Genomic DNA, 16,887 nt, shown 5'->3' on the forward strand with positions numbered 1-16,887 from the left:
TCACTTCTCACTTTCTGTTTTTTCCATATATCTTTTTCTTAACTGACCACAGGCACCGTCAATATCGCTGCCCATTTCCCTTCTAATAGTACCATTTATTCCACATTTTTCAAGATTAATTTTGAAATTCTCCACCGCCTCACGTGTGGAACGTACAAAGGAACGCTCTCTTACCGGATTGACCGGAATCAGATTCACATGACAGTTAAGCCCTTTCAGACGGCCTGCAAGTTCCTGCGCATTTTCTTTACTGTCATTCACTCCTGCCACCAGACTGTATTCAAAGGTGATTCTGCGCCCTGTCTTGTCAAAATAATTGCGGCAGGCTGCCAGTAATTCATCAATAGAATATTTATTGGCGATCGGCATTAACTCCCGCCGCTTTTCATCATTCGGTGCATGAAGAGACACAGCCAGTGTCATCTGAAGTTTTTCTTCTGACAGTTCATAAATTTTCGGAACCAGGCCACAGGTAGAAACCGTAAGATTTCGCTGGCTGATATGGATTCCTCCGTCTTCCGTAAGAATATGAATAAAACGCAGCAGGTTGTCATAATTATCCAGCGGCTCACCGGTTCCCATTACCACTACATTGGAGATACGTTCTCCGATAGATGTCTGAATACGGTAAATCTGATCCAGCATCTCTGACGGAAGAAGGTTTCTGGTCAGGCCGCCAATCGTAGATGCACAGAAACGACACCCCATACGGCATCCCGCCTGAGATGAAATACAGACGGAATTTCCATATTTATAACGCATGAGAACACTTTCGATCATATTTCCGTCAGCGAGACGGAACAGATACTTTCTGGTTCCATCCACCTTTGAGATCTGAACATCCAGGGTTTCCAGTGCTGTAATCGGATAATCAGCCAGTTTCTGTTTCAGGCTCTTCGGGAGATTTGCCATCTCATCATAAGAAGTTACCAGATGTTCATGCAGCCAGCTGTAGATCTGCTTTGCACGGAAAGGTTTTTCTCCAATCTGCGTCATGAGTTCTTTTAACTCATCTATCGTCATTGATTTGATATCTGTCATAATTATTTCCTTCTGAATCTTGCAATAAAGAACCCATCTGTGCCATGCACTCCCGGAAGCATCTGCAAATATCCAAGTCCGGTCGTTTCTGAGCGAAGTTCTTCCGGTATGAATTCATCAATACTTTCCAGTTTGAACGGATGATTGTTCATAAACCACATCATGTTCTCTTCATTTTCTTCTTTTGCAATCGTACATGTACTGAATACCAGTACTCCTCGCGGTTTTACATATTCTGCTGCTTTGTCCAGGATCGTTCTCTGGAGGATCACAAGTTCTTCTTCCTTCTGTGCTGTCGAACGATATTTGATTTCCGGTTTTTTGCCGATCACACCATATCCGGAACACGGCACATCCGCAAGGACAATATCTGCTTTGCATTCCGATTCCACATCAAATATGGTTGCATCCTGTACCTTTGCCTGTACATTGATGGAATTCAGTCTCTGAATGTTTTCTTCAATCAGGTTTACCTTATACTGACTGATGTCGCGAGCGTCTACCGTTCCAAAACCTTCCATTTTATCTCCTATATGGAGGCTTTTTCCTCCCGGTGCTGCACACATATCGATAACATAGTCACCTTTCTGAGGATTGGCAATCTCGGCAACCAGCATAGAACTGACGTCCTGTACAACCATTTTCCCCTGAATAAATGCATCCAGTGCAAGAATATGATTATATCCTGAAATACGTTTTGCATAAGGAAGATATGGTGCCTGTTCTACTTTGACTCCCTGATTTTTCAGACTTTCACAGATCTTATCTACGGAATTAAGATATGTACGGCAGCGTACAGTCACCGGTTTTTCCTCCAGAAAATCCGCAAGCATTTTTTCTGTTGTCTCTTCTCCATAATCGGCAAGCCAGCGTTCTACCAGTTCTTCCGGCATGGAATAGCGAACCGAAAGATAACGTACAAGATTCTCTTCCCTTGGAGGATATTCCAGTTCATCCATCTGCCTAGCCACCGTGCGAAGTACACCGTTTACAAACGGTTTCAGATTATAAAAGCCTTTTTTCTGTGCCAGTTTCACCGCTTCATTGCAGACTGCACTGTCCGGCACACGATCCATAAATTTCAGCTGATATACTGCACTTCGCAGAATCTCGCGGATCGGCGGTTTCATTTTATCAACAGGGATCTTCGAAAAAGAATCGATGATATAATCAATCAATATCCTGTATTCCAGTGTTCCCTCACAGACTCTTGTGATAAAAGCTCTCTCCTGTTTCGGCAGAAACTGATATTTGGAAAGCGCATTACGAATCGCAATATGACTGTGTTCTCCCTCTTCATCAATCTGAAGAAGGATCTCCATGATCATTTCTCTTGTATTGATTCCACTAGTCATCTCGTCTTCTTCCTCCTGCAAGTATCAAAAGTCTCAGAAGCTGCAGTATGGAAGCAGCCAGTGCAGCTACGTAGGTCATTGCCGCAGCTGTCAGTACTTTTCTTGCACCTTTTGTCTCATCACTTCCAAGAATCCCTGTACTCTGAAGCATTTTCAAAGCTCTGGAAGATGCATTGATCTCTACGGGCAGTGTCACCAGCTGAAACAGAACCGCAAGTGAAAAGAGAACGATTCCTGCCGTTATCAGTGGACGGATTCCTGAAAAAAGTCCGATCAGAAACAACGGCCAGGAAAGCGTGCTCCCAAAATTCGCCACCGGAACGATCGCGCTGCGAAATTCAAGTGGTGCATAGCCGATTGCATGCTGAATTGCATGTCCGCACTCATGCGCAGCTACTCCAACTGCTGCCAGTGAAGTTTTATCATAGATATCCTCGGAAAGACTTACAGTCTTTGTCCTTGGATCGTAATGATCTGTAAGGCTTCCGGAAATTGCTCTTACATGTACATCTGTAATCCCTGCCGCACGAAGGATTCTCTCTGCTGTCTCCGCTCCGGTAAGACCGGATGCACTTCTGATTTTGCGATAATAGGAAAATGTACTTTTCAGCCTTGTAGATGCAGCAAGTGACAGCAACATTCCAATGATCAGCAGCACATAGGTCCAGTCAAATCCATAATATCCGTATCCATATCCGTACATCCGCATCACTCCTTATGATCTTTCAGCATCGTCCCTGCAGTTACCTGATATCCGCGAAGAAACGCATCTGTTTCCATCCGTTTCTTTCCTTCCAACTGCACTTCCTTCAGAATCAGTGCATCCCTTCCGCATGCAACATGAATGCCGGATTTATCCACACCAATGATCGTTCCCGGTGCTTCTTTTCCACATTCCGCACACTCAACTGCACATTTCCACACCTTCAGCGTCTTTCCATTAAGAAACGTATATGCACTCGGCCACGGATTCAGTCCACGCACCAGTCTTTCCAGTTCAACAGCACTTTTTGAAAAATCCATCAGACCCATTTTCTTGCTGATCATAGCTGCATACGGTGTCGGGCTCTCTTCCGGCTGTTTTGTATAAACAGCAGTTCCATCTACAATTGAAGGAATCGTTCTGATCAGAAGAGCGGCACCTTCCTCTGCCAGTTTGTCAAAAAGGCTTCCACCTGTCTCATCCTCAGCAAGTGGTACGACTGCCTGAGAGATCATATCTCCCGTATCCAATCCAACCCCCATCTGCATGATCGTTACACCGGATTCTTTTTCTCCGTCGATCACGGCCTGCTGGATCGGTGCCGCACCTCTGTATTTCGGCAGAAGCGATGCATGAATATTCAGGCATCCATACTTTGGCATATCCAGGATCGTCTTTGGAATGATCTGTCCAAAAGCGGCTACGATGATCATATCCGGTTCCAGTTTTTTTAAAGTTTCCACAAATTCCGGTTCACGCACTTTGAGCGGCTGATAAACCGGAATATCGTGTTTCATTGCTTCTTCTTTGACCGGTGTCGGCAGAAGTGTCTTGCCTCTTCCCTTTGGTTTATCCGGCTGTGTTACAACTGCAGTCACCTCATATCCATTCTGTACAAGTGCCGCAAGAGGCGGTACCGCAAAATCCGGCGTTCCCATATAAACAATTTTCATATAGTAGTCTGCTCCTCTTTTCTCCCATTATACATGGGGCTGTTTCATTATTTAATCTGTGATCACCTTAATTGCTCTTTATTGCAATCAGTCTTCCTCATAGCTGGTTCTGTGGAGTTCTCCCTCAACCAGATCTGTGTACATTTTTCCGTCAAGATGATCGATTTCATGGCAGAATGCACGCGCCAGAAGTTCGGTTCCCTCATAGATCACTTCATTCATATCTTCATCCATGGCTTTAACTTTGACATAGTTTGGGCGAGTCACCTGACCTGCCATTCCCGGTACGCTTAAGCAGCCTTCGTCACCGGTCTGTTCTCCGGAAGTTTCAAGGATTTCCGGATTGATCAGTACGATCGGGCCTTCTCCTACATCAATGACTACAATTCGTTTCAAAATACCGACCTGTGGTGCTGCAAGTCCGACACCCATTGCCTCATACATGGTATCCAGCATGTCATCGATCAGTGTTATGATCTTTGGAGTTACTTCTTTTACCGGCTTGCTGATTTTTCGCAAAACCGGATCTTCTTCTGTTCTGATTACTCTGATTGCCATATTATTCTTCCTCTCTTTTTCTTCTTTTGTGGTGCATATAAATACTGCGGATTGCTCCACAACAAATTGTTCTCGCGATCCTGATATTTATGTATAGTCAAACTGAATATATAATTTCCGGAATCCGGAATTTACTTCAATGTATTTCTCTGTTTTATTCTTTATGTCCTGAAGTACACGTTCATCTTTGTGTTTCAGATACAATACCTTTCGGTAGATATCATTTACCTTTCCCACGGATGCATATGCAGGGCCGATCACATGTACTCTGTACTTTCCGCTAATGCGCTCTACAAACTTCGCAAGATAGTCCATTCCCTGCTCCAGAAGCTTCTCATCTTCTCCGGATGCCAGCACAGACAGCATATGTGCCGCCGGTGGATAATCCATCAGCATACGGTATGCCATCTCTTCCTGATAAAAAGCTTCGTAATCCTGCTTTGCAGCCGCCTGAATGCTATAGTGATCCGGATGATAGCTCTGTATGATCGCCTCACCGGCTTTTCTCCCTCTGCCAGAACGGCCGACGGCCTGTGTCAGCAGCTGAAATGTACGTTCTGCACAGCGATAGTCAGCAGCATTCAGCGACAGATCTGCCGCAATCGCACCGACCAGCGTCACATCCGGAAAATCATGTCCTTTAACGATCATCTGCGTACCTACCAAAATATCTGCTTTGTGTTCTGCAAAAGATGACAGTATTTTCTCATAACTTCCTTTTGTTCTCGTTGTATCGTAATCCATTCGAAGAACGCGTGCCTTTGGAAAAGTCTTTCGAAGAACCTGCTCAATCTGCTGTGTCCCGGCTTTAAAACCGCCGATATACGGAGAACCACACATCGGACATTTTTCCACCCGTGGCTGTTCATAGCCACAATAATGACAGACCAGCTTTCCATTATTGTGTTCTGTCAGCGCCACATCACAGTGTGGACATTTCAACGCTTCCCCACAGGAACGGCAGGATACAAAACCGGCATATCCCCTTCTGTTCAGAAAAAGTACTGACTGTTCTCCTCTCTCCAGTCTCCTCTCAACTGCGGTCTTCAGACTGCGGCTTAATATGGAACGATTGCCGTTTTTTAATTCCTCGCGAAGGTCTACAACAGTAACTTCCGGAAGCGGCCGGTCCTCATAGCGTGCTTCCAGCTTTACCAGACGATATTCTCCGTCTTTTGCCTTTGTATACGCTTCAAGTGATGGAGTAGCCGAGCCCATGACAAGGCGGGCATTTTCCATCTGTGCACGATATTCTGCCGTTTCTCTTGCATGGTATCTTGGGCTGTTTTCACTTTTATATGTCTGTTCATGTTCCTCATCAATGATGATCAAACCCAGTCTGGAAAAAGGTGTAAACAGAGCCGAACGGGGGCCAACCATAATCTGGATTTCACCACGTTTTGCCCTCTTGAACTGATCATATCTCTCTCCCTGTGAAAGTCTGGAATTCAACACAGATACTTTATCCCCAAACCATCCATAAAACCTGCGGACCGTCTGATAAGTCAGGGCGATCTCCGGAATCAGTACGATAACCTGTTTTCCCTCATTCACTACCTGTTGGATCAGTTTCATATAAATCTGCGTCTTTCCACTTCCAGTCACTCCATGGATCAAAACCGGACGTGGTGTTTCCTGCTTCCACTCTTCCTGAATCTGCAACAACGCAGCTTCCTGTGTCTCTGTAAGCATGGACAGTTGTTCCCGTGGAATATCAGAACCGTCTACCGGCATTCGATAGACTTCATCCTGTGTCACCAGCACTGCACCCTGATCCACCAGCGGCCTTATAACAGATGCTGTCATCCCAAGTTCTCTGGACGCTTTTGTATAATCCAGTTTCTTCTCTTTCAGAAGCGCCCGAACCAGTCTTGCCCTGGCTTTGCATCTGCCACTCTCCAGTTCCGCTGCCAGCTGCTCTGCCGCTGCCACATCCATATTCAGTACTATATAACGTTTCTCTTTTGCTTTGACCTTTTCCCTGACCGGAAGAACCGTTTTCAGCGCCTGTACCATTGTAGAACCGTATCGGTTCTTCATCCATGCTGCAAGTGCGACCAGGCGTTCTTCTGTGGTCTCCTCACTGCTGCAGATTCCATGAAGTTCTTTCATTTTGGATATATCAAATGCCGGTTTGTCAGAAAGGCCTGTCACATATCCCTTTCTTTCATGATTACCGTTTCCAAAGGGAATGGTCACTACCATTCCCAGTTGAATCTCTGCTTCCAGTTCTTTCGGAACTCTGTATTGAAAACTGCGGTCAAGCTTTTCGTGGGATATATCCACAATGATATCCGCGTAGATCATTTATCTGCTCTTTCTTTATCCTCCTGAAGAATCTCTGCGATCAGGACTCTTTCATCCATAGGATACTTCTTACCTTTGATCTCCTGGTAGTCTTCATGTCCTTTTCCTGCCAGAACAATGATATCTCCGGGTTCTCCATGATGGATTGCATATGCAATTGCTTCCTTACGGTCACAGATCTCGACATATTTTCCATCAGTCTTACTGATGCCGATCTTAATATCATCAATGATATCCTGCGGTTCTTCAAATCTCGGGTTATCGGATGTGATGATCGTCAGATCTGCCAGTCTGCCAGAGACCTCTCCCATCTCATAACGGCGGGATTTTGCACGGTTTCCTCCACAGCCAAACAGGCAGACCAGTCGATGCGGATGATATTCTCTTAATGTAGTAAGCAGACTCTCCAGTGCCATTGCATTATGTGCATAGTCGATCATCAATGTAAATTCATCAGAAACTTTGATCACCTCGATACGACCCTTGACTCTCGCCACTTTCAGTGCCTTGATGATGTTTTCCTGTGATACATTGAAATGACGACAGATTGCGATTGCAGTCAGTGAATTATAAATACTGAATTTACCCGGAATATCAATTTCAACCGGGAATTCCATCAGTCCTTTCAGCTGATAAGAGATACCGAGATATCCTTTGCCGCCTACCATATGTGCATCTTCTGCACGCAGATCAGCTTCCGGAGAAAATCCGTAAGTTTCCAGCTGACAGGTATGCCCTTCGATAATTCTCTCAAAGTGTTCATCATCTCTGTTGACGATTCCCACACGACACTGCCGGAGCAGCATAGATTTGCATCTGAGATAATCATCAAAATCCTTATGCTCGTTTGGTCCGATATGATCTGGTTCAATATTGGTAAAGATACCATAATCAAAAACAAATCCCTGTGTACGGTGAAGCATCAGTCCCTGTGAAGAAACTTCCATAACTACACAGTCACATCCTGCATCTACCATTTTACGAAAATATTCCTGCACCAGATAAGATTCCGGAGTTGTGTTGCTTGCCGGAATGGATTCTTCTCCAATGATCGCTTCGATGGTTCCAATCAGTCCAACTTTGTATCCTGCATTTTCGAGAATGGATTTTACCATATATGTTGTGGTAGTTTTTCCTTTGGTTCCGGTAATTCCGATCGTTTTCAGTTTCTCCGCCGGATGTCCAAAATATGCAGCAGAAATAAAGGCCATCGCATAACGGGTATCTGCAACTTTGATCACAGTTACATCTTCCGGCGCTTCTACCTCTTCCTCAACAACGAGTGTCTTCGCACCTTTCCTGATCACATCCGGTACAAATTTGTGTCCATCTACAACCGCACCGCGAATGCAGATAAACAGGGAATTTTCTTCTACTTTGCGGGAGTCATATACAACTGTAGAGACTTCCTGTTCTGTGCTGCCCTGACAACAGATATATTTCAAACCTTCCAATAATGTTGATACTTTCATATTGTCCTCCTCTGCCTCGGGATATATACTCCATTACAGAATAGCACAAACAGATTCTCTTTTCAATGTTTGTAGATTTTGTCTTCCTTTTCTGCTTTTCTGCTTTTTTACAAAACATCACTGAATATAGTCTTGCCATCTTCTTTAACTGGCAGTATAATAGGAAAGTAAAATTACAAAATAGGGGAGCTGGCTGAAGCCGGCTGAGAGGAAACTGATTGGTTTCGACCCTTAACCTGATTTGGATAATGCCAACGTAGGGAAATACCAGACACATTGAACGAAGGTACCCCTGCGGTATCTTCTTTTTTGTTATCAGATTTTTAAGAAGCTGTCAATGGCTCATCCCTCATCAGGTAGAACAGGAGGTTTACTCAAAATGAACACAAAAGAAACAACATCCACTCAGAAGCTGGCCATTGCAGGTGTACTGACAGCAGCTGCTGTTGCCGGAAGTCTGATCAGCGTTCCTGTTGCCGGAAGCAAATGTGCTCCGGTCCAGCATATGGTCAATGTCTTTGCAGCAGTCATGCTTGGCCCATGGTGGGGAATCGGCATTGCTTTTTGTGCAAGTCTGATCCGCAACCTGCTAGGAATCGGCAGTCTTCTTGCCTTTCCCGGAAGCATGGTTGGCGCCTTATGCTGTGGTCTGGTCTTCCGACTCACCCGCAAATTAAGTCTTACCTGTGTTGCAGAAGCACTGGGAACCGGAATCCTCGGAGGTCTTGCAGCCTATCCGGTAGCCAAACTTCTCATGGGACTTGCCCCGGCCGGATTCACCGTATACATGATCCCGTTTTTTATCTCAACATTTACCGGAAGTGTACTGGCCTTTATCCTGCTTCGTGTTTTTGAAAAAAGCCAGGTATTTCTTGCCGCCAGGAGATAATTTATGTCACTTAATAATATAGAAGAAATTTCTTTCTGCATTCACCAGAATGCTCCCAAGATTCATTGTCTCACTAATCCGGTAACCATGCAGGATGTTGCCAATCTACTGCTTGCAGCCGGCGGAAGTGCCGTAATGGGACAGGATGAACAGGAAGTCGAAGAAATCACTTCTTTCTGTCATGGAACCCTTCTGAATACCGGAGTACCGGACATTGCCAAAATACAGGCCTGCATCCTTGCCGGACAGAAGGCAAATGCCCTTGGCCACCCGGTCGTCCTGGATCCGGTCGGCGCCGGTGCCAGCACATTTCGAAGAAAAGAGCTGCAAAAACTTCTTCAAGCCGTTCATCCGACTGCTGTTCGCTGTAATCAGGAAGAAGCCGTTGTTCTATGTTCTCTTTTTTCGGATACCGACAGTCCCGAGAAACACGGCGGTGTAGAAAGTTCCCTGCAGATGGCGGAACGTGATGTCTGTCTGATTGCAGGGCAGGCGGCATCTCTTCTCAACTGCACAGTTCTGATCACGGGCAAAGAGGATGTGGTGTCTGATGGAAAGCAGACACAGATTCTGACCGGCGGTGACTCCAGGATTCGACGAATCACCGGTGGCGGATGTATGCTTTCTGCACTCTGCACATTATTTCTGTGTACGGACACTTCTGCATTTGATGCGGTCCGTGCCGCCGGAGCACTCTGGCGTGAAACTGCCCTTGAAGCGGGCAGACGAACAGACGCAGAAAAATCCGGCATTGGAAGTTTTCATGTACATCTTTTTGATGTACTGGAAGAGAAATTAATGTACACCTCGAAACATAAATTCTGATCAGATATTGGAGAAAGACCTATGAAAATATCACCAGAACAGCTGAAACTGTATGCTGTTACAGACCGAAGCTGGCTGAAACCCGATGAAACACTTGCATCCGTTACCGAGGAACTCCTTCGCGCAGGTGTCAGCTGTGTCCAGCTTCGTGAAAAAAATGCTTCTGACGAAGAAATCCTTCAGGAAGCCGCCCTTTTAAAAGAAATATGTGAACGTTACAATGTTCCACTGATCATCAATGACCGCCCGGATCTTGCACAGAAAGCAAATGCTTCCGGTGTTCATGTCGGACTTTCTGATATGGGCATCCAGAAAGCACGTCAGCTTCTCGGGCCTGACTTTATCATCGGCGGAAGTGCCCATAATGTCGAAGAAGCACTTGCAGCCCAGAATGCCGGAGCAGACTACATAGGCTGCGGTGCAGTCTTCGGAAGCACCACTAAAACCAACGTCACACAACTTCCTGTCGAAACTCTGCGAGCGATCTGTCAGGCTGTAGAAATTCCGGTTGTTGCAATCGGCGGTGTTACTGCTGACAACCTTTATCTTCTTGCAGGAAGTGGGATTTCCGGTGCCGCCGTTGTCAGCGGACTTTTTAAACCTGATAACAAAGCCGAAGCCGTCAGACATTTTCTTACGGAACTGCAAAAACTGTAAATCTCAACAAAACAATAAGGAATAACACGATTATGAAAACAGTATTAACGATTGCCGGAAGCGACTGTAGTGGTGGTGCCGGCATTCAGGCAGATATCAAGACCATGATCATGAACGGAGTCTATGCCATGAGTGCGATCACAGCTCTGACCGCCCAGAACACAACCGGTGTTTACGGAATTCAGGAAACCTCTCCGGAATTTCTTGACAACCAGCTGGACTGCATCTTTACTGACATTTTTCCTGATGCAGTTAAGATCGGCATGCTCTCATCCGCTGAGATCATGCATCACGTTGCTGTCAAATTACAGCAGTACCATGCACACCATATCGTACTGGATCCTGTTATGATCTCCACCAGCGGACATCGTCTGATGGACAAAGATGCCGAGCAAACACTTCAGAAGGAACTCTTTCCTCTTGCAGAGATCATCACACCCAATATTCCAGAAGCTGAAGCGCTCACCGGACTGCGAATCACAAATGCTGACTCTATGGAAGAAGCTGCTCACAAACTTTATGAAAGCTTTCACATTTCTGTCCTTCTGAAAGGCGGCCATCGCATCAACGATGCAAATGACCTTCTTTATACAAACGGACATGGCATCTGGCTGCATGGTGAACGCATCAACAATCCAAATACTCACGGCACCGGCTGCACACTTTCCAGTGCGATTGCCTCAAATCTTGCCAGAGGATTTTCTCTTGAAGATTCTGTGCGCCGTTCCAAGCAGTATCTGACTGATGCCCTGAAGGCACAGCTGGATCTCGGACATGGTTCTGGTCCACTGGACCACACCCTTGGAAAAACACAATAAAAATTATCATTTACATAGAAGGAGAATATACCATATGCCAACTTATACAACACAGATGGATGCCGCACGCAAAGGCATCGTAACCCCTCAGATCAAAACTGTTGCAGAAAAAGAACACATGCCGGTTGAAAAAATGATGGAACTGGTTGCCGAAGGTAAAGTAGCGATCTGTGCCAACAAACATCATACCTGCCTGAACCCGGAAGGTGTCGGCAGCATGCTGCGCACCAAGATCAATGTAAACCTTGGTGTATCCAGAGACTGCAAAGATTATGATATCGAAATGCAGAAAGTTATGAAGGCAGTAGATCTCGGTGCAGAAGCGATCATGGACCTCTCCAGCCACGGCAATACACAGCCGTTCCGCCAGAAACTGACACATGAATGTCCTGCAATGATCGGAACCGTTCCGGTATACGACAGTGTCATTCATTATCAGCGCGATCTCTCTGAACTGACTGCTCATGATTTCATCGACGTAATTCGCCTTCATGCTGAGGACGGTGTTGATTTTGTTACTCTCCACTGCGGAATCACAAGAAAGACCATCGAGCAGATCAAAAAACACAAACGTAAAATGAACATTGTAAGCCGTGGTGGAAGCCTTGTATTTGCATGGATGAGCATGACCGGTGAAGAAAATCCGTTCTATGAATACTTCGATGAAATTCTGGACATCTGTGAAGAGCATGACGTTACTATTTCTCTTGGAGATGCATGTCGTCCTGGCTGTCTGGCTGATGCCACTGATGTATGCCAGATTGAAGAGCTGGTACGTCTTGGAGAGCTTACCAAACGTGCATGGGCTCATAACGTACAGGTCATGGTTGAGGGACCAGGTCATGTGCCGCTTGATCAGGTTGCTGCCAACATGAAAGTTCAGCAGACCATCTGCATGGGAGCGCCATTCTATGTACTCGGACCTCTCGTTACAGATATCGCACCTGGATATGACCATATCACTGCTGCGATCGGTGGTGCTGTTGCAGCCATGAACGGAGCCGCATTCCTCTGCTATGTAACACCGGCAGAACATCTGGCTCTTCCGAATGTAGAAGATGTCAAACAGGGAATTATTGCTTCCAAGATTGCAGCCCATGCGGCAGATATTGCCAAAGGAATCCCGCATGCAAGAGATATCGATGACAAGATGGCAGATGCCCGCCGTGTCCTTGACTGGGATGCACAGTTTGACTGTGCTCTTGATCCGGAAACAGCCAAAGCTATCCGTGATGACCGTCTTCCGGAAGATGACCACAGTGATACCTGCAGTATGTGCGGTAAGTTCTGTGCTGTCCGCAGTATGAACAAAGCACTTGCCGGAGAACATATCGATATTCTGTAATTGTAATTACATCCGTCTGCGGATCCAGCCCGCAACCAGCATAGAACCGGGGATCATTGCCAGCCACAGAAACGGCTGGTACGGATCTCCGGTTTTTGGATGTGTAGAGGCCGGATAACTCTCTCCCGTATGGGAAACTGCGCTATTATCCATATCCACAGATGTTCTGTCTGCATCTTCTGTTTCCACCTCTTCATCTACCCTGATCTGAATTTTTGCCTGAGAAGTCATCACCTGTTCCCCTGTCTCCAGTGTCGTCACGGTTACTTCATTCAAAAGTTCCTGTTCTTTTAGGTTTTCCGGCAATGTTACCATTGCCTGCAGGCCTGCTGCTTTGCCAGGTTCAATCTTTTCGATACGCGCTTTCGTCTTTGACTTATTCAGCACGACTCCCTCTTTTTCTAAAAACTGTACCGGTACATTTCCAAGCTGAAAACGTTCTGTCGTAACTACAGAATGCAGTGTCCGCTCTCCGGTATTTCGAATGCAGATCTGAAACAGGATCTTATCTCCAGGCACTGCAACGGAACGGTCAGCTGTCTTAGTTACTTCAAAAGAGGCTTTCAGTGGGATAATTTCTGTATCAAGGGATGCCTCTCTGTTGACTACAGCAACCTCCGTATCTGCTTCTGTCATCTCCACTTCTGCAGATGCCATAATTTTCACAGAAACAGCCGACTCCTGATTCTCTGGAAGTCTCACTGTCAGATACAGTTCTTTCTTAATTCCGACATCTAGCTGTTCTAAATTATCCCCGGACCACTCGCCCTGCAGATTCTGGTTTGAAAACAATGCCCGCAGCTGTATGTTTTTCAACATTACATCACCTGTATTTTCCAGTGTCACCGTATATACCAGGTCGCTTCCTGCTTTTACTGTACTTTCATCTGTGACTACGCTAACCGTAAAGTTCGGTGTTTTCTTTTTATTCTCGTTTTCTTTATCCTCTTCTTCCGATTTACCATCAGACAGATTGGCCTTATCCTGATCCTTCTCTTCGGAATCTTCCGTCTCTTCAGGTTCAGTTTCTTCTGCATTTTCTTCTGATTGTATTTCATCCGGATCAGATTCATCTGTTCCGGCTTCTTCTATTCCGGCTTCTTCTATCCCTGTCTCTTCTGTTTCAGAATGCTCTTCAAATTCCACACTTTCATACGCCACTTCTGCCGCATAAACTGTTGTCTGTCCACATCCTCCAAGAACCATTCCTGTCATGAAAAAGGCCATACTCATTGCACTTAAATTTTTCCATATTCTGTTTTTCATATTAAAATTCATCTGCGAACTCCTCTTTGCTACCTTTTCCTCTCCGGCAGCCTCTCTCAACAAAGTAAACTGGATGTAAATCTGTCAGGGCATAGGCATCTCCCCTTTCTGAACTTATTATGTTTTCTTCTTTGGAATAGTTGTCGAAATGACATTTGAAAATGGATTCCCAGAACCGGAATCCCTGCGATATTATCTGCTGACTTTCAGCAGGTGTTTACACTCTACCATTTTTTCTGTGAAACTACAATACGCTGTAAAAATTATAGATTTTCTTTAATTTTTCTTTACCATTTTTAGATTTCTTTTAGAATTAGTACACACTTTGAACATATTTCTTCCTTATAATAGATTTTGGATAGATGAATAACCACTCTCTATCTCCCCCCTCAAAAAAGTTAAAAAATACAGCAGGTGAGCAATTCACCTGCTGTATTTTTGTTGTGCGCCTTACGGCGCACCTTTTTATATTATGTAATTATTTCCTGCCAAGTTCTCTGAGAACTTCCTGAACAACAGCTTTTACAAGCTCATCCTGGGATGGCTGATTTAATGTGCCTTTTCCATTGCTGGAGAAGAGCATCATTTTCTTTAATGTTTCCTGTTTTACTGCTTCTACTGCTGCCGGGATCAGATCAATGATACCTTTATTCATAGTTTCGAATTTACGGAACTCAGCTTCTACTGCTGCAACGTTGATATCTGTGAAGATATTGATCTTACTGATACCTTCCTGAATTGCGCGTTTGAAGTCGTTGTCTGTAAGTCCGGAACCACCATGAAGAACAAGCGGTACGTCTACAGTGTTTGCAATTGTATGAATACGTTCAAAATCAAGTTTTGGCGGAAGTTTGTATGCTCCGTGAGCAGTTCCTACTGCAATTGCAAGAGCATCTACACCAGTTTTGTCAACAAAGTCTTTGGCCATTTTAGGATCTGTATAGAAGTCAGCCGGATTGATATGAGAGCTTCCCTCTGCAGAATCCGGGTTATCTCCTACATGTCCAAGCTCACCCTCGATGGTTGCCCCATAAGAGTGCGCGATGTCTGCCATCTCTTTAACTTTTCTTACATTATCTTCATAAGAATCTGTAGAGCAGTCGTACATAATGGATGAGAATCCAAGTTCCAGTGCTTTCAGACAGGTTTCTTTCTTAAGGCCATGATCCAGATGGATAACAACCGGAACATTTGCTTTCTTAGCCATAGGGATAAGGTAATAGGAAACCTCCTCCAGTGGTCCGTATGGAAGAAGTACTTCCGCTGTTCCCATGATAACCGGTGACTGAGAACTTTCTGCTGCTGCAATGATTCCACGTGCCAGTTCCAGGTTTACTGCGTTAAAAAGGCCTACGGCGTATTTACCTTTTTTTGCCGGATAGAGCACGTCATTCATGTTAACTAACATCTTGTTTCCTCCTCTTGAGTTTTTTATCTCTGTCTCTAATTATAATAACAAACCATCATGAATTCAATTAAAAGTTTATCAAAAAAACTATTAATTGAAAAAAATTTATTTTCTTTTCTCCCATCCGGCGTCAATCTTTTTCTGCACATCTTCAAGAGGTATGATTCCACTGAGTGCATCGTATGTCTGTACACAGAGAGCTCCTGTAGCAGTTGCCAGATGAAGTGCATCCTGCCAGTCTTTTCCTGCAAGTATAGCACTTAAGAAAGCTGCGATTGTTGTATCTCCTGCACCTGTTCCGGAAGCGACTTTATCTTTTTCAACCAGATAACTTTTTTCAAATGCTTCCTGATCGGACCATGAATCTGCGATTTCTTCTCCGATTCCACCACCGATTTTAATAAGCTGTTCTTTATCAGCTGTGCGGAAATAGATACCCGGAGTTCCGCATTTGATAAGAATCACTTTTGCTCCGTATGAAAGAAGTTTATCTGCCAATGGTCTGACATCTTTTTCGATATCAAGGAAATTTGTAACGTCAGCTCCCTGCGCTCTTTCATTCCATTCATGATAACGGTCACGATCCAGCATAATACAAAGTTCCTCAATACTCGGTACAAAGAAATCAATATATGGAATCACTGATTTCAGAACTTCATTCCAGTCCTGAGCTCCTGCCTCAGTACTTTCTTCAAACATCGCCATATCAACAGATACCGCAACTCCCAACTCATGTACTGCTTTCAGAAGACGTACCAGTTCTTTACCTCCATCGATATACATCATGCGCATCAGCGACGGATATCCAAAGTGAAACAGATTTGCTTCTTTTACTTTTTCAAGATCAATATCATCGAGCGTAAATGTATCATTAGCTCCTGAACAGTGAAGGAATATTCTGTCGATTCCTGCCGGAGCGAGGATTACTGAATATGAAGTACCCACACCATCTCTTACAATCATACTGTCCGGTGAAATATCATATTTCTCCAGTTCATTGAGAACCATCTGACCGAATGCATCATTGCCGACCATTCCCATAAGTTCTACATCCGCGCCCAAACGTTTCATACCGATCCCAGTGTTGGATACCGATCCACCAAGACTTACTTTGGCCGCATCCATCGCGATCAGCTGTCCCGGTCTAAAAAGATCTTTGATTGACTTTTCTTCTTTACTCTTAAAAGCCGGGGTGATGTCAAGACAGATGTGGCCAGCTGCTATTGCTTTCTTTTTGTCCATAAAAATACCTCCTTGTGTTATAAATATGCAATACAAATTGCAATTCAA

General features: G+C 44.8%; 15 protein-coding genes and 1 riboswitch. Of the genes, 5 read left to right on the forward strand and 10 right to left on the reverse strand.

What is annotated here, in order from left to right; all coding sequences use genetic code 11:
* The 7 genes from rlmN to LI112_RS00850 all read right to left on the reverse strand — a co-directional run bounded on the left by rlmN (window position 1) and on the right by LI112_RS00850 (window position 8,389).
* On the reverse strand, window positions 1-1,041 hold the full coding sequence (gene rlmN, locus LI112_RS00820; protein ID WP_227190086.1) for a 23S rRNA (adenine(2503)-C(2))-methyltransferase RlmN: 1,041 nt from the start codon (window positions 1,039-1,041) through the stop codon (window positions 1-3).
* 2 nt (window positions 1,042-1,043) lie between these two features.
* On the reverse strand, window positions 1,044-2,396 hold the full coding sequence (gene rsmB / locus LI112_RS00825) for a 16S rRNA (cytosine(967)-C(5))-methyltransferase RsmB (RefSeq protein WP_022389184.1): 1,353 nt from the start codon (window positions 2,394-2,396) through the stop codon (window positions 1,044-1,046).
* Window positions 2,389-3,099 carry a zinc metallopeptidase gene (locus LI112_RS00830; RefSeq protein ID WP_227190087.1) on the reverse strand — a complete coding sequence of 237 codons (711 nt, stop codon included), beginning with the start codon at window positions 3,097-3,099 and terminating at the stop codon, window positions 2,389-2,391. Before LI112_RS00830 ends, rsmB begins: the two co-directional genes overlap by 8 nt.
* Before the next feature lie 5 nt (window positions 3,100-3,104).
* A complete protein-coding gene (fmt, locus tag LI112_RS00835; protein WP_129795493.1) occupies window positions 3,105-4,052 on the reverse strand; it encodes a methionyl-tRNA formyltransferase in 948 nt (315 codons plus the stop codon).
* A gap of 87 nt (window positions 4,053-4,139) precedes the next feature.
* Window positions 4,140-4,610, reverse strand: coding sequence for a peptide deformylase (gene def / locus LI112_RS00840; RefSeq protein WP_022389181.1), 471 nt, complete (start codon window positions 4,608-4,610; stop codon window positions 4,140-4,142).
* Window positions 4,611-4,697: 87 nt separating this feature from the next.
* Window positions 4,698-6,917, reverse strand: a complete 2,220-nt coding sequence (gene priA, locus LI112_RS00845; RefSeq protein ID WP_227190088.1) for a primosomal protein N' — start codon at window positions 6,915-6,917, stop codon at window positions 4,698-4,700.
* On the reverse strand, window positions 6,914-8,389 hold the full coding sequence (locus LI112_RS00850) for a UDP-N-acetylmuramoyl-L-alanyl-D-glutamate--2,6-diaminopimelate ligase (RefSeq protein WP_055055325.1): 1,476 nt from the start codon (window positions 8,387-8,389) through the stop codon (window positions 6,914-6,916). Before LI112_RS00850 ends, priA begins: the two co-directional genes overlap by 4 nt.
* Before the next feature lie 172 nt (window positions 8,390-8,561).
* A riboswitch (TPP riboswitch) is annotated at window positions 8,562-8,669 on the forward strand.
* A gap of 99 nt (window positions 8,670-8,768) precedes the next feature.
* Between LI112_RS00850 and thiW the strand changes: the two genes are divergently transcribed.
* The 5 genes from thiW to thiC are packed head-to-tail and all read left to right on the forward strand — an operon-like array spanning window position 8,769 to window position 12,923.
* Window positions 8,769-9,278: an energy coupling factor transporter S component ThiW gene (gene thiW, locus LI112_RS00855; protein WP_022389179.1), complete on the forward strand. Its 510-nt coding sequence runs from the start codon at window positions 8,769-8,771 to the stop codon at window positions 9,276-9,278.
* 3 nt (window positions 9,279-9,281) lie between these two features.
* Entirely contained in the window at window positions 9,282-10,103 is an 822-nt protein-coding gene (locus tag LI112_RS00860; RefSeq protein ID WP_227190089.1) for a hydroxyethylthiazole kinase, read from the forward strand.
* Window positions 10,104-10,124: 21 nt separating this feature from the next.
* Window positions 10,125-10,760, forward strand: coding sequence for a thiamine phosphate synthase (gene thiE / locus LI112_RS00865; RefSeq protein ID WP_005427966.1), 636 nt, complete (start codon window positions 10,125-10,127; stop codon window positions 10,758-10,760).
* 32 nt (window positions 10,761-10,792) lie between these two features.
* Window positions 10,793-11,578 carry a bifunctional hydroxymethylpyrimidine kinase/phosphomethylpyrimidine kinase gene (thiD, locus tag LI112_RS00870; RefSeq protein ID WP_119200626.1) on the forward strand — a complete coding sequence of 262 codons (786 nt, stop codon included), beginning with the start codon at window positions 10,793-10,795 and terminating at the stop codon, window positions 11,576-11,578.
* 34 nt (window positions 11,579-11,612) lie between these two features.
* Window positions 11,613-12,923, forward strand: coding sequence for a phosphomethylpyrimidine synthase ThiC (thiC, locus tag LI112_RS00875; protein ID WP_227190090.1), 1,311 nt, complete (start codon window positions 11,613-11,615; stop codon window positions 12,921-12,923).
* A 6-nt stretch (window positions 12,924-12,929) separates the two neighbouring features.
* Here the strand turns inward: thiC and LI112_RS00880 are convergent, their stop codons facing one another.
* The 3 genes from LI112_RS00880 to LI112_RS00890 all read right to left on the reverse strand — a co-directional run bounded on the left by LI112_RS00880 (window position 12,930) and on the right by LI112_RS00890 (window position 16,839).
* Complete coding sequence (locus tag LI112_RS00880; RefSeq protein WP_227190091.1) at window positions 12,930-14,201, reverse strand: DUF11 domain-containing protein; 1,272 nt, start codon at window positions 14,199-14,201, stop codon at window positions 12,930-12,932.
* Window positions 14,202-14,667: 466 nt separating this feature from the next.
* Window positions 14,668-15,597: a class II fructose-bisphosphate aldolase gene (locus LI112_RS00885; RefSeq protein ID WP_005427971.1), complete on the reverse strand. Its 930-nt coding sequence runs from the start codon at window positions 15,595-15,597 to the stop codon at window positions 14,668-14,670.
* Between the two features lie 105 nt (window positions 15,598-15,702).
* Window positions 15,703-16,839: a carbohydrate kinase family protein gene (locus LI112_RS00890; RefSeq protein ID WP_227190092.1), complete on the reverse strand. Its 1,137-nt coding sequence runs from the start codon at window positions 16,837-16,839 to the stop codon at window positions 15,703-15,705.
* Between the last annotated feature and the right edge of the window lie 48 nt (window positions 16,840-16,887).

It is taken from the genome of Blautia sp. 210820-DFI.6.14, assembly GCF_020558815.1.
Lineage (GTDB): Bacteria > Bacillota > Clostridia > Lachnospirales > Lachnospiraceae > Blautia_A > Blautia_A obeum.